This is a genomic window from Streptomyces sp. NPDC048420 (genome assembly GCF_040651535.1).
In the GTDB taxonomy this organism is placed as follows: Bacteria; Actinomycetota; Actinomycetes; order Streptomycetales; family Streptomycetaceae; genus Streptomyces.
In genome coordinates this window covers 235,062-254,222 of sequence record NZ_JBEZKG010000011.1, presented here as the reverse complement: position 1 = coordinate 254,222, position 19,161 = coordinate 235,062, and the positions used below count along the sequence as shown (strand labels likewise).

Genomic DNA, 19,161 nt, shown 5'->3' with positions numbered 1-19,161 from the left:
CTTTCCCAGTTTCCCAGGGTTCAGCGGGTGGCGGCCGCGATGCGCAGCGGCACCGGGTCCGGCAGGGCGGCCTCCTCGTTGCGGCGGGTGATCTCCGCCCACCAGGACGGGCCGTCCTCGATGTGCCGCAGCAGCACGCCCTCGCGGATCGCCCAGGGGCAGATGGTGACCGTCCTGATGCCGGTGAGCTTCATCGCCGTGTGCCCCACCACCGCACCCGCCAGGCTCTGCGCGGCGCGCGGGGCGGAGATACCGGGCAGTTCGGCCCGCCGGGCGGCCGGGAGCATCGCCAGACAGTCGATGGCCTCCCGCAGGTCGGCGCGGCGCATCCGGCGCTCCACGAAGGGTCCGCGCCGCCCGGGCGGGGTTCCGCAGAGCCGTCCCAGCTGCTCGAAGGTGCGCGAGGTGGCCACCGCGGTGCGCGGTCCCTCCCAGCGGATCCGTGAGGCCACGTCCCGCAGTTGGTGGCGGACCTTGCGGCGCAGCGCCCGTACCGCCTCGGGGGACGGCGGGTCCTGCCCCTCGAAGAACTCATGGGTCAACCGGCCCGCGCCCAGCGGCAGCGAAGCCACGAAGTCCGGCAGCCGGCCACGTCCGAAGGCGACTTCGAGCGAGCCGCCGCCGATGTCCATCAGCGCGAGCGGCCCCGCCCGCCAGCCCATCCACCGCCGCGCCCCGAGAAACGTCAGTTCGGCCTCCACCTCACCCGGCAGGGTGCGCAGATCGACGCCGGTGCGCGTCCGGACGGTGCGCAGCACCTCCACGCGGTTCGGCGCGGCACGCACGACGGCGGTCGCGAAGGCCAGCGGTTCGGCCGCGCCCCACCGCGCGGCAGTGCGCTTCGCCCCTTCGACCGCCTCCACCAGCCGCTCCACGGCCTCCTCGGGCACCGGTCCGCCCGGCCGCACATGATCGGAGAGTCTCAGCCGCCATTTCGCCGTGTGCACCGGCAACGGCACCCCGTCCTGGGCGTCCGCGACCACCAGCCGCACCGTGTTCGAACCCACATCCACCACGCTTATCCGCATGGCCGTGTGGGTACCCACGGGGAGCCCGCTCCAACGTCAGCCGTCGCGCCAGGGCGTCGCTCTCGGCCACCACCCGGGCACCGCCCGTCGATACCGCTCGTACTCGGCACCGAACGTCCGCGCCAGCTCGGGCTCCTCGTACCAGTGGGCGAACGCCCCCATCAGCAGTCCCGCGCCGACCCCGTACCCGAACAGCGCCGGTCGTGCGAGCAGCAGGCCCTGACCGGCGATCGCCGCGACGACGGCGACGTACATCGGATTGCGTACGTAGCGGTAGAGCCCGCCCACCACCAGGTGCTCGGTGGGCGCGACCGGGGCGGGAGTGCCGAGTCCCTCGACCACGAACCGCCCGAACGACCAGAGCAGTGCGAGCACGCCCGCTGCCAGCGGGACCAGGCCGAGCAGCCGGACCGGCAGCCACCAGTGGCCGGGATGCCAGCCGGTCAGCCACCACGGCAGCAGCAGCGCCACGGTGCCGGGGGCGAGCGCGAGGAAGAGGGTGCTGCCGAGTGCCGCCGTCGGTCTGCGCATACGACCACCGTCGCAGCGCGTCGGGGCAAAGGGGAAGGGCCGCCGTCTCCCTGCTGACGGCGGCCCTTCGGACCGTGCGGCTCCTGTTGTGGCGGTTACATGTGTACGACGGGTGCGGCGTCCGGGTCCTGCTCCGGCACCCCGCGCCGGAAAAGCAGGAAGGTGATCAGCGTGCCGACGGCGAACAGGCCCGCCGACCACCAGAAGGCGGTGGTGTAGCTCTCGATCGTCGCCTGGGCCTGGACCAGCTTGTTCGTCGCGTCCTTGCCGGTCAGGTAGTCGGTGGCGGCACTCGCGGCCAGCGTGCTCAGCAGCGCCGTACCGATCGAACCGCCCACCTGCTGCATGGCGTTGACGGTCGCGGAGGCGACACCGGCGTCCTCGGCGGCGACCCCGCCGGTGGCCAGCTGCATGGCGGGCGGCATGACCAGACCGAGGCCGAAGCCGGTCACGATCAGCTGCGGGAGCACGTGGGAGGCGTAGCTGGAGCCGACGCCGATCCCGGTCAGCCAGGCCATGCCGACCGCGGCCACCGCGAAGCCCAGCGGGATGACGACCTTCGGTCCGATCCCGGGGACCAGCTTCGTGGTGCTCACCTGGGCGGCCACCATCAGCGCGGCGACCATGGGCAGGAAGGCCACACCGGTCTTCGTCGGGCTGAAGCCGAGGATCAGCTGGAGGTAGTAGGTGAGGAAGAGGAACACACCGAACATGCCGCCGCCGGAGATCAGCACGGCGACGAAGGAGGCGGCGCGGTTGCGGTCCAGCAGGATGCGCAGGGGCAGCAGCGGATGGGCGGCACGGGTCTGCCACCAGGCGAAGGCGGCCAGAAGCAGACCACCCGCGATCAGGAAGCCCCAGGTCTCGGGGGCGCTCCAGTCGTGCGTCTCGGCGTTGGAGAAGCCGTAGACCAGGGAGAAGAGACCGGCAGCGACCAGCACGGTGCCGGGCACGTCCAGCTTGGAGTTCGCGGCGTCACGGTGGTTGTGCAGCAGCAGCCAGCCGCCCGCGAAGGCGACCACGGCGATGACGACGTTGACGTAGAGCGTCCAGCGCCAGTCCAGGGCGTCCGTCAGGATGCCGCCGAGCAGCAGGCCCACCGCACCACCGGCACCGGCGATGGCGCCGTAGACGCTGAACGCCTTGGCGCGTTCCTTGGCGTCGGTGAAGGTCGTGTTCAGGAGCGAGAGCGCGGCGGGTGCGAGGAGCGCGCCGAACGCGCCCTGCAGGGCACGGGCGGTGACCAGCATCTCGAAGTTGGTGGCGGCACCACCGAGCGCGGAGACGGCGGCGAAGCCGGCGACCCCGATCAGGAAGGCCGTCTTGCGGCCGAAGAGGTCCGCGATCCGGCCGCCGAGCAGCAACAGGGACGCGAACGCCAGCGCGTAGGCCGTGACGATCCACTGGCGGTTGCCGTCGGAGAAGCCGAGGTCGGCCTGGGCCGAGGGCAGCGCGATGTTCACGATGGTGGCGTCCAGGACGACCATCAGCTGCGCGAGCGCGACGACGGCGAGTATCCACCATCGCCTGGGCGAGGCGTCGGGCTGCGCCTCGACGGCGTCCTCCCGGCTCTCGGTCAGAGTCTTCTGTGACATGGGAAACCACTCCAGGGAAAGGGCGGGCGTTACCAGTTCGTAAACGAAACCGTTTCGTACACGCTGAGGCTAGAACACTTTCAGCGAAACGGCAACGTTTCGCTTGGATGGGCACTCGTGACGTCCGCGACCACGCCTTATTCCTTGACTGGAATATAACTGTTGAGGCATATTGGGGTCATGTCCGATGCCGCGCTCTGGACCGCCCTCGCCGACCCCCACCGGCGGGCCATCGTCGCGCTGCTCCTGGAGCGGCCCCGGCCGGTCGGGGAGATCGTGGAGGCGTGCGGACTGAGTCAGCCGAGCACCTCGAAACATCTGAAAGTGCTCAGAGAGGCGGGTCTGGTCCGGGTACGACAGGACGCGCAACGCCGTGTCTACGCCCTGGACCCGGCCCCGATCGCCGAACTGGACGCCTGGCTGACCCCGTACCGGAAGCTCTGGAACACGAGCCTGGACGTGCTCGGCAGCCGCCTCGACGAGACAGCACCCGACACCCGCGAGGAAACCGCCCCGAAGGACTGATCCACCATGGCCGCAGATCTCACCGGCACCTATCTGACCCTGGACGACGGGCGCCCGGCCGTCCGCTTCAGCCGCACCTACGACCATCCCGCCGAGCGCGTCTGGCAGTTCGTGACCGATGCCGACGAACTCGCCCACTGGTTCCCGTCCCGCGCCGAGATCGAGCTGCGCCCCGGCGGCACGATCAGGTTCAGCGGTGACCCCCACATGGCGGACTCGACCGGCCGGGTCATCGCCGTCGACGAGCCCCGGCACCTGTCCTTCGAGTGGGGCGGCGACGAACTGCACTTCGACCTGGAGCCACTGGACGAGAAGCGGACCCGCTTCACGCTCACCAACGTCCTGAGCGCCGCCGACACCGCCGCCCGCAACGGCGCCGGCTGGGAGGTGTGCCTGACCGCCCTCGACGCGAAGGCCCACGGCGAGCAGGCCGCGGGTGCCTCCGCGCCCTGGAAGGAGCTCTACCGGGCGTATGTCGACGCGGGCGTCCCGTCCGGAGCGCCGGTTCCGGGAACGGACTGACTCCGGGGCGTCTGTTGCGGGGGACGGAGAGAAACCCGTCGCGCCATACGACGGGGGAGGACCGACCCCTACGGCAGCGGGCTCGGGGTTGCTCGATTCCTCACTCCGCCTGCCGTGTGGGCGTCCGGTTCCTCGCGCCACGGGCCGTGGGGTTGCCTGGGTCGTGGCGCTGCCTGCCGTGGGGTCGTCCGGTTTCTCGCGCTGCCTGTCGTTCATGGGCGGGGGAGCGTCCAGTCTCAGCGGCGGCCGCCGGGGGTGGTCCGACGTAGGCAACGCCATCCGTAGGGGGAGCGCCGGGCCTCCGCGGCGCTGCCTGCTGTGGGGTTGCCTGGGTCGTGGCGCTGCCTGCCGTGGGGTCGTCCGGTTTCTCGCGCTGCCTGTCGTTCATGGGCGGGGAAGCGTCCATTCTCAGCGGCGGCCGTCGGGGGTGGTCCGATGCAGGCAACGCCATCCGTAGGGGGAGCGCCGGGCCTCCATGGCGCCCCTTGCGGGATCTGTGGCGGGTGGTCCGGTCCACCCCGGGGGCTCTCCTTTACGCGACCTGTCGCGGGGTGGCTGACGCGCACGGGACCCGTCGCCGGGCGGGGTTCGGCCTGGCCGGCGCCTGTCGCGGGGCCCGGCGGGCTCACGCCATCTGTCGCCGCACCAGTTCGTGCAGTCGGCCCCCGGTGTCCGCGAGGAGCTGCGCGGGCGGGCCCTGCTGGGCGACCTTGCCGTTCTCCATCACGATCACGCGGTCGGCGTCCAGGACTGTCGACAGGCGGTGGGCGATGACGATCCGGGTGGCGTTGAGGGCCTTGGTGGACTCGATGACCGTGCGCTGGGTGTCGTTGTCCAGGGCGCTGGTCGCCTCGTCGAAGAAGAGGATGCGGGGCCGTCGGATCAACGCCTGGGCGATCATCAGCCGTTGGCGCTGGCCGCCGGAGATGGCACCGCTGCCCGAGACGATGGTGTGCAGCCCCATGGGCATGCGCTGGATGTCCTCCGCGAGCCCCGCCATCGCGGCCGCCGCCATCGCCTCCTCGGGCGTGTAGGGCTCGGTCCCGCAGATGACGTCCAGGATGGAGCCGGTGAACGGCTGGGCGTGCTGGAGCACGACACCGCACTGCCTCCGCACCGCCGACTGGTCGAGTGCGGCCAGGTCCTGGCCGTCGTACAGGACACTCCCGGAGACCGGACGGTCGAAGCCGATCAGCAGCCTGAGCAGGGTCGACTTGCCGCAGCCGCTCGGGCCGACGATCGCCACGAACTCGCCGGGCCGGATCTCGAAGGACACGTCGTCGAGGATCAGCGGGCCGTCGTCGGAGTAGCGGAAGGAGAGCCTACGGGCCTCCATCGCGCCGGTGAGCGGCCCCGGCCGGGTGCTCGCCGTGCGGACCTCCGGCTGCGCCTCCAGGACCGGCTTGATCTCCTCGAACAACGGCAGCGCGGCCACCGCCGAGACGAAGGCGCCGGTGAGCGAGGTGACCGCGGTCAGCAGCATCGTCACCGAGGTGTTGAAGGTGAGGAACTCCGCCGCCGACATCGAGCCGCGCGCCGGGCCCGCGAGCAGCATGAACATCAGCAGGGTGCACAGCGGCAGATAGACCGAACCCAGCACCGTGGTGAGGTTCTTGATCCGGCCGACCTTCTGCTGGAGCTCACGGCTGCGGGCGAACTCCGAGGCCCAGGCCGCGTACGCGTAGTTCTCCGCCGCCGCCACCCTCAGCTTGGGCAGCCCGCGCAGGGTCTGGAAGGCCTGGTTGTTCAGCTTGTTGCTGAGCACGACCAGCCGTCGCTGCCAGCGCACCTGCCACAGCCCGAGACCGAGGAATCCGGCGGCGATGACGACGAGCATGCCGATCGCCGCCATCGCCATCGGCACGCTGTACCAGAACAGCAGGCCCAGGTTCATCGCGCCGACGGTCACGGACTGGGCGACTGTCGGACCGATGCCCGCCATCATCCGGCGGATCGAGCTGATCCCCATGGCCTGGCTGGCCAGTTCACCGGTCGAGCGCTCGGCGAAGAACTTCGTCGGCAGTCTCAGCAGCCGGTCCCAGACGGCTGGTTGGAGGGTCGCCTCGATACGGCCCTCCAGGCGGAGCATGGTGAGGTTCTGCAGCAGCATGAAGGCGGCCGTCACCACACCGCTGACCATCACGGCCAGACAGACCTGCACGATCAGGTCGGTCTGGGCCTTCGGCACGAACTCGCCGAGGACCTTGCCGGTCGCGATGGGGACCAGCGCCCCGATCCCCACCGTCACCAGACCGCTGAGCAGCAGGTTCGTCACATCGCCGCGGGTGCCGCGCATGCTGAACCGCACCAGCCCCAGCGGGCTGAGCTTCCGGTCGGGCAGCGGGCGGTAGAACATCACCGCGCGCGGTTCGAACTCCTCCGCGTTGTCCTTCTCGATCGGTGTCTCGCGCCCGGTCGCCGGATGTACGGCCACATAGCCGCCGCGCCGCCACAGCAGCGCGACCGGCGCACCCGACAGGGCGCGGTGCCCCACCAGCGGGCCCACGTTGTCCCGCCACCAACTGCCGTCCAGACGTACCGACCTGATGCGGACGCGAGAGGCGAGGGCGATGCGCTCGACCGGGTCGAGACGGTCGCTCTCGGTGCCGCTGTGCGCGTTCTCGGCGAGCGGGATCCCGGCCGCGTCGGCGACGAGCTTGCAGGCCGCGTAGCTCGCGTCGGCATCGGCGGCCGTGGCCCGCTGCTTGGACTTGCCGATGGACGCGAGCAGCGTTCGGTCGGCCTGGGCACGCACCGCCTCACCGGCCCTGATACCGGCGGCCGTGCGGGTCTCGTGGGTGCGTTCCAGCTGCTCGATCCAGCGGTCGAGCGTGGTCAGCAGCCGGTACTGCTGGTCGACCATGGACTGCCAGACCCCTGGGTCCATCAGCAGGTCGGCGGCCGCCTCGGCGCCGTAGAGCGAGCCGTACTGCACGCTGCCCGGCGGCACCTGCATCCAGAAGACGTCGTCGTCGGTCGGGGCGGCGGCCCTCTCGTCGGCCATCGGCGCCTGGAAGAGGATGGAGAGGCTACGGCCGACGCCGAGCGCGAGGGCGTACTCCAGGGGGCTCGTCGTCGGCGGCACGTACTGGGGGTTGCCGTACTCGTCGTACGACCAGGTCTGGGTGTTCGCGGGCTCGTACAGCTCGCGCAGACCGATGCGATGCACCACGCAGTCCCTCAGCGGCCGTGCCACCAGGGTGTGCTGCGGTCCCGGAACCGGCCCCAGGAGCAGCGCGCCCGGCTCCAGACGGCCCAGGTGGTGCCAGTGGCCCTGCTGGTCGGCGTCCACCGCGAACAGGTCGACCGCGCCCGACACGACCAGCCACAGCACCTGGGGACCTTCGAGGTCCAGGCGGCTGAAACCGGCGCAGTCGATGCGGGTGCCCATCTGCCCGAGGGCGCCCAGGACGACATCCCCTTCGTGTGCGGTCGTCATCTCACCGTTCCTTGACCAGCGCCGCGTACGCGCCGCCGCGCGCCACCAGCTCCTCGTGCCGCCCGCGTTCCACGATCGTGCCGTGCTGCAGTACGACGATCTCGTCGCTGTCGCGCACGGTGCTGAGCCGGTGCGCGATCACCACACAGGCGCAGCCGCGCTTGCGCAGGTTGTCCATGACGACCAGCTCGGTCTCCGCGTCCAGCGCGCTGGTCACCTCGTCGAGAACCAGAATGCTGGGCCTGCGCACCAACGCCCGCGCGATCTCCAGGCGTTGGCGCTGGCCACCGGAGAAGTTGCGGCCGTCCTGCTCGACCCTGCTGTGGATGCCGCCGGGCCGCCGCGTGACCACGTCGTACAGGGCCGCGTCGCGCAGCGCGTCCACCACGGCGTCGTCCGGGATGGACGGGTCCCACAGCGCCACGTTGTCGCGGACCGAGCCCTCGAAGAGGAAGACGTCCTGGTCGACGAAGGACACCGAGGAGGCGAGCGCGCCGCGCGGGATGTCGTCGAGGCGCTGTCCGTCGATGCGGATCACGCCCTCCCAGGGGGCGTACAGGCCCGAGATCAGCCGGGAGACCGTCGACTTGCCGCTGCCTGAACCCCCCACCAGCGCCACCTGCTGGCCCGGGCCCACGGTCAGGTCGAAGCCGGTGAGCAGCGGCTTGTCGAGCGGGTTGTAGCCGAAGGTGATGTTCTGGAGCTCGACATGCCCGTGCAGGCGGCGCGTGGAGTCGCCGGCGCCGGGGCGGCCGTAGAGCGGGTCGGCCTTGAAGTTCTCCACGTCCTTCAGGCGGGCCACGTCGGCCGCGAAGTCCTGGATCCGCCCCGCCACGCCGTTGAGACGGGTGATCGGGGCGGTGAAGCGGGTCACCAGGGCCTGGAAGGCGACGAGCAGGCCGACGGAGATACCGCCCTCCACCGCGCGCATGCCGCCGATCCACAGGATGAGCGCGCTGTTGAAGGTGGCCAGCATCGGGGCGACCACACCCAGCCAGGCGCTCGGCACCCCGAGCTTCTGCTGCTCCTCCAGCGTGGTGGCGTGCTGACCGGCCCACTTGCGGAAGTAGCCGTCCTCGCCGCCGGTCGCCTTCATCGTCTCGATCAACTGGAGGCCGGTGTAGGCGGTGTTGGTGAGCCGGGCGCTGTCCGCGCGGAGTTTCGCGGTGCGGGTGGCGCGCAGCCGGATGACGACCCGCATGGCGACCACGTTGAGCAGGGCCACGCCGATGCCGACATAGGTGAGCTGGGGGTCGTAGGTGTAGAGGAGGATCGCGTACAGCACGACCACCACCGCGTCGACGCCCGCCGCCGCGAGGTCGCGGGCCAGCGTCTCGGCGACCTGGTCGTTGGACTGGAGGCGCTGGACCAGGTCGGCCGGACTGCGCTGGGAGAAGAACGTCACCGGCAGGCGCAGCAGGTGGCGCAGGAAGCGGGCGCTGGAGAGGGTCGAGGAGATGATCCGGCCGTGCAGCAGGTTCGCCTGCTGGAGCCAGGTCAGGGCCAGGGTGAGCGCGACGCAGGCGCCCATCGACGCGAACAGCACGCCGAGCAGCGAGGTCTGCCCGCCGATCAGGAACATGTCGATGTAGGTGCGGGAGAGCGCGGGGGTGGCCGCGCCGACCAGGACCAGCAGCAGGCTCGCCAGCACCGCCGTCGGCATGGTGCCCGCGGTGCCGCGCAGGCGGGCCGGCATCGCGCCCAGGATTCCCGGCTTGCGGCCGCCCCGGGTGAAACCGTCGCCGGGCTCCATCACCAGCACGACACCGGTGAAGCTGCCGTCGAAGTCCTCCATGGGGACGAACCGGCGGCCCTTGCCGGGGTCGTTGATGTAGACCCCGCGGCGGCCGAAGCGGCGCCCCATGCCGTCGTAGACGACGTAGTGGTTGAACTCCCAGAACAGCACCGCCGGGGTCTTCACCTCGGCGAGCGCGGCCGTGTCCATCTGCATGCCCTTGGCCGTCAGACCGTAACTGCGGGCCGCCTTGAGGAGGTTGCTGGCGCGCGAGCCGTCCCGGGAGACACCGCAGGCGATGCGCAGCTCCTCCAGCGGGACGTGCTTGCCGTAGTGGCCGAGCACCATCGCGAGGGACGCGGCGCCGCACTCCACGGCCTCCATCTGGAGCACGGTGGGCGTCCGGACCGTCTTCGCCTTCCCCTTGGGGACCGGGCGCTTGGGCGGGGCGGAGCGGCGCCTGCTCCGGGTGTCCTGTGCGGTGCTCACGGCAGCAGCCAATCGACGGGGCGCTGGTCGGCCAGCCGGATCGAACCCGAGGCCACGGTCATGGAGGTCAGGGCGAAGGGCGGGCCCTCGGCAGAGGACCACTTGTAACCGCTCTTCGTGCCCTTCGACTTGTCCAGCCTCACCAGGACGGCGACCGGGCGGCCGTCCTTGGTGAACTGCTCGCCGAGTTGGCTGTCCCCGAGGAACGCGGCGATCTGCTGCGCCGACTGGGCCGAGCGGTCCACCGACTTCACATGGCCGCGCAGCACGCCGTACTCCTGGGTGGGCACCGAGGAGACGGTCAGGTCGACGGCGGCGTTCTCGGGAATGGAGGCCGCGTTCTCCGCGGGCACGTACACCGTGGCGTACATCGGGTCGGTGGCGTGGGCGACCTTCTCCACGGCGGCGACGTTCGCGCCGGTCGAGATGATCTGCCCGATGGTGGCGGCGAGAGCGGTGACCCGGCCCGCGGCGACCGTGCGGACGACGGTGTCGCCCTCGGCTGTACGGACCTTCAGCACGGGGGAGTTGGCGGGCAGCTGGGCGCCCTCCTTGGCGATCACCTGCGTGACCTGCCCCGCGACCGGGCTCTGCAGGATGTAACTGCCCTGACCGTGCGTGAGGATGGCGGGCGCGCTCACCGTGGAGGCGACCGAGCCGGTCACCGCCCACACCGAGGCGGCGGCCATCACGACCACCGTCACGGACATCACGAGCCAGCCCTGGGGGCGGGCGAAACGCACCGGAAGGTCGAGCTCCTCCGGTGACTGGAGCTTGGCGAGGGCCTGTTGGCGGAACTGCACGGTCTTCCCTCACCTGGAGAGATGTTTCAGGGCACCCAAGAGTCCCGGAACCGCCGGTTTGCGGCTCCGGGACGGGTCGACCACAAAAGAGTGATCAGATCACAAAGTGTGATCAGAGGCCGGCGACCAGGCCGGTGACCGGGGCGGTGTTCAGGCCGGTCACACCCTCGACCGTGGAAACGCCCGTGTTGACCAGGCCGGAAACCGGGGCGACGCCGTCCACCAGGTCGGTGACGGTGCCGAGGGCGTTCAGCTGCAGGCCGCCGGAGACGGTGTCGAGGTCGGCGTCCGAGATCTCGACGGTCTCAACCTGGGGGGTGGAGTTCATGATGGAACTTCCCTTCGTATGGGTATTTCACAAGGGGGGAGCGGCCCCCTCTGGGGACAGATGACGGCCGCAATCGCATGGCACCGGATCCCGTTTCCGGGAACCCCGACGGCCCTGCGGTGCGATGGATCAAAGCACGCCGCCGCGCCGCCCTTCCAATCAACCACCCGCCTCACCAGGCAACTTGAGTCACAGAAGCCTTCATCCGTGCAGGAATGCGCACGCCGTGGTGCCGACTTCTTCACATGTGATGTTGCGAGGGCGTGAAGCGACCCTTGCCGCCGCCGCGGCGAATGCGACACACCTCGCCAATGACATGGGTGCCGGTCCGCACTTGTGCAGAACTTCCGCTCCAGGTGACCCGGTTGCGCATTCGATGTGCAGATCTGCTGGAGAGAGGATTCGGCACGGTATTCACAACCGACCGTTGTCGACCGTTCGCTGAGCGTGTCAGCCCAGAAGTGCGTAGACCGTGTTCGCCTGGGCCACCAGATCACCCGACACGGAGTCGGTCATCGTGATGTCGGTGAACGCCATGCGCCGGCCCAGTTTGGTGACGACCGCCTTGATCAGGACATCCGAACCGGTCACCGCCCGCTGGAAGGTCGTGGACTGCTGCACCGTCGTCATCGGTCCGTAGGCGCCCCGGGCCGCCGAGACGGCGATCACGGTCGCGGTGTCGGCCGCCGCCATCAGGGCCTGCCCCGACAGCGCGCCACCCTCCCGGGCCAACCGCTGTGACCAGGGCAGACGCAGGACCGCATGGTCGTCGTCGAGCGTCTCGACCGACAGGCCGAGGTCCAGGACCCAAGGGGCGAAGTTGTCGGCGAGGATCTTGTCGGCTTCGGCGGGCGTCATCGTCATATGGGGGATTCTTCCCGCCCGCGGCCCGCCCGGCACGGCTCGTGGCCGAATCGGCATGGCAATCGGGTCGTAAAGAAACGGCATTGAACGCACCGTGCGCACCGTGCGTACCCATGGCCATCCAGGCGCCCCGAACAACCAACTGCCGCTCGGCGGTTACAGACTCCGGTCCCCCAGGAGGTCGAGAAGTTTGAGTCACAAGCGAATTCCGAAGCGCAAGGCCGCATTTGCGGCAGGCACCGTCGTGGCGCTCGGAGCGGCGGCGATTCTGCTGCCCAACGCCAACGCGTCCCAGGACGGTTCTTCGAACGACGCGGCGGCCATCGCTCCGAAGACTCTGAAGGCGTCGGACGCCACGGACCTCGCCTCGCAACTCCAGGAGCTGCTGGGCGACGCCTTCGCCGGGTCCTACTACGACTCCGACAAGCAGCAGCTCGTCGTGAACGTCGTCAACAACGTCATATCCGGCGACGACAACAACGTCATCGTGCAGGTGAAGAAGGCGGGCGCGGCCGTCCGCGGGGTCGACAACAGCCTCACCGAACTGGCTGCGGGCGCAAAGACCCTGAAGACCGAGGCGACCATCCCGGGTACCTCCTGGGCCGTCGACCCGCGCACCAACAAGATCCTCGTGACCGCCGACAGCACCGTCACCGGCGACAAGTGGAACACCCTCGAGTCGACCGTGAAGAGCCTCGGCTCCGACATGGCGACCATCAAGAAGTCGGCCGGCACCTTCAAGACCTTCGCCTCCGGCGGCGACGCGATCTTCGCCGGCGGTGCCCGCTGCTCGCTCGGCTTCAACGTCACCGCGGGCGACGGCACCCCGGCCTTCCTGACCGCCGGTCACTGCGGGGTCGCGGCCGAGCAGTGGTCGGACACCGAGGACGGCCAGCCGATCGCCACCGTCGACCAGGCCACCTTCCCCGGCGACGGCGACTTCGCCCTCGTCAAGTACGACGATCCGGCGACCGAGGCACCCAGCGAGGTCAACGTCGGCGGCGGCCAGACCGTCGCGATCAACCAGGCGGCGGACGCCGAGGTCGGCACCCAGGTCTTCCGGATGGGCTCCACCACGGGCCTCGCCGACGGCCAGGTCCTCGGACTCGACGCCACCGTCAACTACCCCGAGGGCACCGTCACCGGGCTCATCCAGACCGACGTCTGCGCCGAGCCCGGCGACAGCGGCGGCTCGCTGTTCACCCAGGACGGTTCGGCGATCGGCCTGACCTCCGGCGGCAGCGGTGACTGCACCGCAGGCGGCGAGACCTTCTTCCAGCCGGTCACCACCGCCCTGGAGGCGGTCGGCGCCACGCTCGGCGCGGGTGACGCGGCCGGCGGCGCGGGCGGCGACCAGGCCGGCGGCGAGGAGGCCGGTGCGGGTGCCGGCGGCGAGGCGGGCGCGGGAGCGGGCGCCGGTGACGAAGCCGGTGCCGGTGCGGGCGAGGAGGCCGGTGCGGGCGAGGAGGCCGGTGCCGGTGGCGACGCCGGCGCGAGCCCCGGTGACGAGGCCGGTGCCGGTGGCGAAGAGATCGGCGGGGTCGGCGGCGAAGAGGCCGGCGGCGACCAGGTCGGCGGCGAGGAGGCCGGCGCCGGTCAGGAGACCGGCAACGGCGCCGACGACGGCACCGGTGCGACCGAGTCCCACTGATCCCTCCGGCGTCTGACGCCGGATCACCCCAGTACCGACCGCGTCGGCAGCGGCCCACCCCCCACACTCCGCTGCCGACGCCGGTCCGTACGACCACCACCCGGCCCACAGCGCGGTTCCGGCCGGGCGGTGCAACGGTCCGGCCCTCCGGCGGGAGGGCCGGACCGACGTGTTCCCACCGGGCGCCCGCGGGTCAGCCGACGGCCCGCAGCAACAGCAGCGCCACGTCGTCGATCCGCTCCCGCGCGGCGGGACTGCGACGGACGAGTTCGTCGGCCAGTTCGTCCAGCGGACGGTCACCGGCCTCGGCCAGCTGGTGCCCCAGATCGGCGAGCGCGTCCTCGATGTCGACGCCGGGTGACTCGATCAGACCGTCGGTGTAGAGGGCGAGGACACAGCCGGGTGCGAGATCCACCTCCGTCGTCGGGTAGACCGCCGAGCCGTCGATCCCCAGCAGCGGGCCCCCGGCCAGGTCCAGCACCCGCACCCGCCCGTCCGGCCGGCGCAGCAACGGCGGCGGATGCCCCGCCCGCGCCATCACGGCCCGCCCCCGCCCCGGATCGAGCCGCAGATACAGACAGCTGGCGAACAGCTCGGCGCCGAGGTCGATCAGCAGCCGGTTGGTCGAGCGCATGACCTCCTCCGGCGGCCGGCCGACGGCCGTGTACGCCCGTACCGCCGTCCGGATCTGCCCCATCAGCCCGGCCGCCGTCACGTTGTGCCCCTGGACGTCCCCGATCACGGCGGCCGTGAGACCCTCCACCGGCACCAGGTCGTAGAAGTCGCCGCCGATGTCCATGCCCTGCTCGGCCGGCAGATAGCGGGCCGCCGCCTCGATGCCGGGCAGCGAAGGCAGCGTGTGCGGCAGCAGGGCCGCCTGCAGACCATGCGCCAACTGATGCTTGGCGTCGTACAGTACGGCCCGCTCCAGAGCCTGGGCGATCAGCCCGCCGATACTCGTCAGCACCGCCCGCTCGTCCGCGGGGAAGGGATGCCGCGCGGCGTACGCCAGTACGCACGTGCCCACCGGCCGCCCCGAGGCGATCAGCGGGAGATAGGCCCAGGCCGCGAACCCGTCGGGGGTGGCGCGTTGCCCTGGATACACATGCTCCAACTGCTCCCGGGAGTCGAAGAACGCGGGCACCCCCGTGTTCAGGACACGCGTGCCCGGCGTCGGCTCGGACAGCGGCAGCCCGTCGAAGCGCTCCACGATCCGCGCGTCCGGATACCCGCGGTGCCCGAGCACATGGAGCCGTCCCGCCCGCGAACCGAGCACGACCAGCGCCTGGCTCCCCACCGCCGGGGCGATCTCGTCCGCCACCAGCTGCACCACGTCCTGGACCCCGACCGCCTCGGTCAGCGCCCCGGCCAGGCTCAGCACCTGCGAGATCGTCACCAGCCGGGACGGCGAGTCCCCGGGCCGCGGCCCGGCCCGGCTCATGTCCGCCACCGACCGGGCCCGGTTCACCCGGACGCTCAGCCCGGTCGTGCTCGGGTACAGCCGGAACGACAGCCAGTCCCCGGGCGGCCGCAGCGCCACGAACGACGTACTGTGCTGGCTGAGCAACGCGGCCCGGTAACGGTCCTCGTACACCGGGTCGTTGAGCCAGGGCACCGCCGCCCACAGCTGCGAGCCGAGCAGCTGGGAGACCGGGGCCCCGATCAGCTCGGCCGCCGCCGCGTTGGCGAAGCAGACCCGCCCGTGCAGGTCGAGCGAGCACAGCCCGTACGGCAGCCTCGCCACCATCCGCGCCGCCTCCACCGTGCCCAGCGTGCCGGCCGCACCCCCGACCGGCGCCGCCGCGAGCAGATCCGGCTCCGAGTACGGCGGCACGCTGTCCTCCACGGCCCGCTCCAGCCGCACCGCCAGCCGCCCGCAGGCCGCGGTGAGATGGTCCCGCTCCCGGTCGGTCAGCTCCGGCGGATGCGAACCGGGCCAGGTCACGAAGACCGCGCCGTACACCTTGGACGAGGTCGCCACCGGCACCGCGGCCAGCGCGAACGGATACGGCAGCACCACGGCGATCCGGGGAAAGCGGCGGGCCATCTCCTGCTCGCCGCCGACCCACACCAGCCGCCGCTCCCGCACCGCCTCCGCCACCGGGATCGGCGCGCTCAGCCCGACCCGCTCCCACGGGGCCGCGAACGCCCGGGGAAGGCCCGCCATCACCGCCATCTCCAGCACCGGTTCCTCGGCGGCCAGCAGATACACCGCGCCGGAGTGGGCGTGCACCTCGTCCATCATCGACGCCAGCGCAAGGGACAGCAGCGGACGCCCCACACGCGTCCGGCCGCCCGCCGCAGGAGCCGCCGACATATGCCCGTCGGACACGCCGACCACCTCCTCGCCCGGGGCGCGTCCCGGAGGAGGGCGCGGACCGCGGTCGCGAACCGGCCCCTCAGGGATCAAATCTCCACCCTCATGGCGCGTCCCGCACGGCGAGCCCGCCCTGCCCGGGCACACGGGTAGCCGAGCGACGGCGAGGACCGCTGTGTACCCCGGCGCCCAGGGACCATGCCCCCACAGTCGAAGCGCGCGGCGGCACGCGGGCGCCGTGCATGCGCCCCCGCGCACCCTGATGGCCAATTCTTCGCGCCCGTGGGCGGTCCGGGACCCGAACAATGGGGCACGCGTTCATCGCCACGGAACCGAGCAGGGCGAGTCGAGGGGGACGAGCAGTGATCCGGGTGCTTCTGGTGCACGACGCGTGTCTGGTGAGATCGGCCCTGGCGGAGTGGCTCCGCCGGGAACCGGACCTCGGGGTGTACGACACCCCGTGGCACACCGCGCCCGGACGCCTGCGATCCGTACGGCCCGACGTCTGCGCCGCCGACCTCGAATGCTCCGACGCGTACGGCATCCCGCCCCTGGGCGAGTTATCCGTGCGCGAGCCGGACCGGAGTCCGCCGCGCTTACTGGTGATGGCCAGCCCCAACCGTCCGGGGCTGCTGAAGCGCGCGGTCGAGGCGGGGGCGCTCGGCTACGTGGACAAGGAGGATGCCGGGCCGGAGCGCCTTGTGCGTGGGATCCGGCGCGTCGCTGAGGGGAAACGTTTCGTCGATGACTCGCTCGGCTTCGGTTTCCTCCAGGCCGCCGAGATGCCGCTGACCAGACGGGAGCTGAGCGTGTTATCCCTCGCGGCGGAGGGGGCCTCCATCGCGGAGATCGCGGGGAGCCTGTGCCTGTCCCACGGGACCGTGCGCAACTACATGGCCGCGATCACCCGCAAGACCGGCGCCCGCAACCGCATCGACGCGATCCGGATCTCGCAGGGACAGGGGTGGCTCTGACCGGTTCGGGGGTACGGCCGTCCAGCCGCCCACCAGTTCGCGGTAGGCCGGAGACCTGTGCACGAGCTCGTCATGGGTGCCGTACGCCGTGCGCGGGCCGTCCATCAGCAGCACGTGGTCGGCGCGGCGAGCCGAGCTGATGCGGTGGGCGACCACGACCAGCGTGGTGCCCGGCCGGTCCGCGAAGGCCCGCTCGGCGCGCTCCTCGGCCCGGGGATCGAGATGACAGGTCGCCTCGTCGAGCAGGACGAGCGGGGCGTACGACAGATAGGCCCGGGTCAGCGCGACGAGCTGGCGTTCCCCGGCGGACAGGGCGGCCGGGTCCACCTGTGCCCGTGGCCCGCCCAGCGCGTCGAGCAGCGGGGTGAGCCCGACGGCTTCGGCCGCCGCCAGCAGCTCCGGCTCGGGCACCGGGTCCACTCGGAGGTGCCCGAGGTTCTCGGCGAGGGTGCCGGTGTGGACGTAGGCCTCCTGCGGGATGAGAACGCGCCGCGCGGCCGCCTCCGGTGAGGGCACGGGGTGTCCGCAGAGCCGGATCTCGCCGCCGCTGGGATGCAGGAGACCGGCGACCAGGGCGGTGAGCGTGGACTTCCCGATCCCGCTCGGACCCACGACGGCCAGGTGGGCGCCGGGCGGGAGGGTGAGGTCTAGGCGTTCGATGACGGGGGTGGCGGCGGGGCCGTAGGCGAAGGTGACGGAGCTGAGCGAGAGGGCGGGGGAGGGGGTGGCCCCGGGCCCGGACCCGCCGCGAGGTGATGCGGCACGGCCAGGGCGGTCGTGTACGTCGGTCGCGGCGGTCCCGGAGGTGCGGTCGGCCCGTGGGTCCGGGCCGTGGGGCGCGGCTCGGTTGGGTGTGCGGTGCGGGTGGGCGGCCGAGGTGGGGGCCGTGGGTGTGTTCTCGGGCTGTGGGTGTGGCTTGGCAGAGTCTTGCGTGGGTTGGGGGTCCGCTGCGGGGGTGGGGGACGTGGGGGTGTTGTCGGGCTGTGGGTGTGGGGCGGGTGGCTTGGTGGGGTTTGCTGCTGTCTGTGGGGGCGTTGCGGGGGTGGGGGCCGTGGGTGTGTTCTCGGGCTGTGGGTGTGGCTTGGCAGAGTCTTGCGTGGGTTGGGGGTCCGCTGCGGAGGTGGGGGCCGTGGGCGTGTTCTCTGGGCGTGGGACGGGTGGCTTGGCGGGGCCTGCTGCCGTCCGGGGGGCCGCCGCGGAGGTGGAGGCCGTAGGCGCGCTCTCCGGCTGTGGGTCTTGCGAGTGTGGCCTGGCGTGGCCTTGCGCGGTCTGCGGGTCCGCCGCGGAGGTGGAGGCCCTGGGCGCACTTTCGGGCGGTGTGCCTGCGTTGTGGGGCGCGGTACAGGTCGGCGTGGCGTGCGAAGCCTTCGCCGGGGCGTGCTCACGGCACCTGTCGTGTGACCCGGCGTGCCGCCCCACCTCCCCAGCAGGCTCGCGGACCAGCCGTCGGAGGACCACCACCAGCCTCGACCCGCTGGTCCCCAGGCCGTGGACCAGGTTGCGCAGGGCGGGCAGCAGGGACTGGGTGACGTAGGCGAGGGCGCCGACCAGGGCGCCCGGGGTGACGCCCCGGGCCAGGAGCCAGGGGGCGCAGGCGAGGAGGAGGACGATCGGGAGCTGGCCGCCGAGGGCGAGGGAGGCCACGCGCACGACGGACCAGTGGGCCAGGGAGTACGCGGCCCGCTGCTCGGTGTCGACAAGTCGGCCCGTGTCGGCGGCGACGCGTTCCTCCGCGCCGGCCGCCGTGATGTCCCGCAGCCCTGGGCAGACCCTGCCGAGACCGTCGGCGAGTGCCTCGTCGGCGACGAGGAAGTCCTCCTGGCGGCGGGCGAGCGGTCGCAAAGTGGCCGCGAACAGGGCCAGCCCCGCGGCCAGCGGCGGCCCCACGACCAGCAGGAGCAGCGGGTCCAGCGAGGCCAGGCCGACGACGGCGCCCACGGAAGTGAACACGAACGACCGCGACACCAGCACCAGCCCGGCGAAGGTGTCCCGCGCGATCTCGACCTGCTGGGTCAGCCCGGACAGCGCCCCCGGGTCCGCCTCCCGCACCCCGCGTTCGACCACCCGCCCGACCAGCGCGTCCCGCAGCGGCTCGACCAACGCGGCGACGGCGGCGTACACCCGCACGGTCCCGTACGCCCCGACGAGCACCCCGAGACCGGCCACCCCGAGCCAGGCGAGTCCGACGCCGGGCCGCCCGGCCAGGAACCCCTCGTCCAGGGCGCGGGCGGGCGCGTACCCGGTGAGGAAGGTCTGCCCGGTCTCCAGCACGGACCACGCGCCGAGCCGTGTCAGCACCCGCCACCGGGCCCGCAGATAGCGGACACCGCGTGCGTAGACCCCGTCGGTCACGGTGCCCT

At 71.7% G+C, this 19,161-nt stretch carries 13 protein-coding genes and 1 pseudogene; 4 read left to right on the top strand and 10 right to left on the bottom strand.

Features of this window, described 5'->3' with window-relative positions:
- Window positions 1-20: 20 nt before the first annotated feature.
- The 3 genes from AB0D34_RS22255 to AB0D34_RS22245 form a co-directional block, all read right to left on the bottom strand.
- Window positions 21-1,028: a Ppx/GppA family phosphatase gene (locus AB0D34_RS22255; RefSeq protein WP_362663920.1), complete on the bottom strand. Its 1,008-nt coding sequence runs from the start codon at window positions 1,026-1,028 to the stop codon at window positions 21-23.
- A 36-nt stretch (window positions 1,029-1,064) separates the two neighbouring features.
- Window positions 1,065-1,559: an isoprenylcysteine carboxylmethyltransferase family protein gene (locus tag AB0D34_RS22250; protein ID WP_362663918.1), complete on the bottom strand. Its 495-nt coding sequence runs from the start codon at window positions 1,557-1,559 to the stop codon at window positions 1,065-1,067.
- Between the two features lie 95 nt (window positions 1,560-1,654).
- A complete protein-coding gene (locus AB0D34_RS22245) occupies window positions 1,655-3,154 on the bottom strand; it encodes an MFS transporter (protein WP_362663916.1) in 1,500 nt (499 codons plus the stop codon).
- Window positions 3,155-3,334: 180 nt separating this feature from the next.
- Here AB0D34_RS22245 and AB0D34_RS22240 point away from each other — a divergent pair, with 180 nt between their 5' ends.
- On the top strand, window positions 3,335-3,679 hold the full coding sequence (locus AB0D34_RS22240) for a metalloregulator ArsR/SmtB family transcription factor (protein WP_362663914.1): 345 nt from the start codon (window positions 3,335-3,337) through the stop codon (window positions 3,677-3,679).
- A gap of 6 nt (window positions 3,680-3,685) precedes the next feature.
- Window positions 3,686-4,201, top strand: a complete 516-nt coding sequence (locus AB0D34_RS22235; protein WP_362663912.1) for an SRPBCC family protein — start codon at window positions 3,686-3,688, stop codon at window positions 4,199-4,201.
- A gap of 625 nt (window positions 4,202-4,826) precedes the next feature.
- Here AB0D34_RS22235 and AB0D34_RS22230 read toward each other — a convergent pair.
- From AB0D34_RS22230 to AB0D34_RS22210, 5 genes are all read right to left on the bottom strand, one after another.
- Window positions 4,827-7,640, bottom strand: coding sequence for an NHLP bacteriocin export ABC transporter permease/ATPase subunit (locus AB0D34_RS22230; protein ID WP_362663910.1), 2,814 nt, complete (start codon window positions 7,638-7,640; stop codon window positions 4,827-4,829).
- Between the two features lies 1 nt (window position 7,641).
- Complete coding sequence (locus tag AB0D34_RS22225; RefSeq protein ID WP_362663908.1) at window positions 7,642-9,864, bottom strand: NHLP family bacteriocin export ABC transporter peptidase/permease/ATPase subunit; 2,223 nt, start codon at window positions 9,862-9,864, stop codon at window positions 7,642-7,644.
- Window positions 9,861-10,667, bottom strand: coding sequence for an HlyD family efflux transporter periplasmic adaptor subunit (locus AB0D34_RS22220; protein ID WP_362663906.1), 807 nt, complete (start codon window positions 10,665-10,667; stop codon window positions 9,861-9,863). Before AB0D34_RS22220 ends, AB0D34_RS22225 begins: the two co-directional genes overlap by 4 nt.
- Window positions 10,668-10,779: 112 nt before the next feature.
- Window positions 10,780-10,995: a type A2 lantipeptide gene (locus AB0D34_RS22215; RefSeq protein ID WP_362663904.1), complete on the bottom strand. Its 216-nt coding sequence runs from the start codon at window positions 10,993-10,995 to the stop codon at window positions 10,780-10,782.
- A 450-nt stretch (window positions 10,996-11,445) separates the two neighbouring features.
- Window positions 11,446-11,859, bottom strand: coding sequence for a PaaI family thioesterase (locus AB0D34_RS22210; protein WP_362663902.1), 414 nt, complete (start codon window positions 11,857-11,859; stop codon window positions 11,446-11,448).
- A 190-nt stretch (window positions 11,860-12,049) separates the two neighbouring features.
- On the opposite strand from AB0D34_RS22210, the gene AB0D34_RS22205 reads away from it, so the two are divergent.
- A complete protein-coding gene (locus AB0D34_RS22205) occupies window positions 12,050-13,510 on the top strand; it encodes a S1 family peptidase (protein ID WP_362663900.1) in 1,461 nt (486 codons plus the stop codon).
- 193 nt (window positions 13,511-13,703) lie between these two features.
- Here AB0D34_RS22205 and AB0D34_RS22200 read toward each other — a convergent pair whose 3' ends face one another.
- Window positions 13,704-15,827 (bottom strand): SpoIIE family protein phosphatase, encoded by a 2,124-nt coding sequence (locus AB0D34_RS22200; RefSeq protein WP_362664157.1) that lies wholly within the window; start codon window positions 15,825-15,827, stop codon window positions 13,704-13,706.
- Window positions 15,828-16,132: 305 nt separating this feature from the next.
- Here AB0D34_RS22200 and AB0D34_RS22195 point away from each other — a divergent pair.
- Window positions 16,133-16,717: pseudogene (locus tag AB0D34_RS22195) on the top strand (response regulator transcription factor); the annotation flags it as partial.
- Here AB0D34_RS22195 and AB0D34_RS22190 read toward each other — a convergent pair.
- Window positions 16,640-19,153 (bottom strand): ATP-binding cassette domain-containing protein, encoded by a 2,514-nt coding sequence (locus tag AB0D34_RS22190; protein ID WP_362663898.1) that lies wholly within the window; start codon window positions 19,151-19,153, stop codon window positions 16,640-16,642. The pseudogene AB0D34_RS22195 and the gene AB0D34_RS22190 overlap by 78 nt on opposite strands.
- Window positions 19,154-19,161 lie beyond the last annotated feature (8 nt).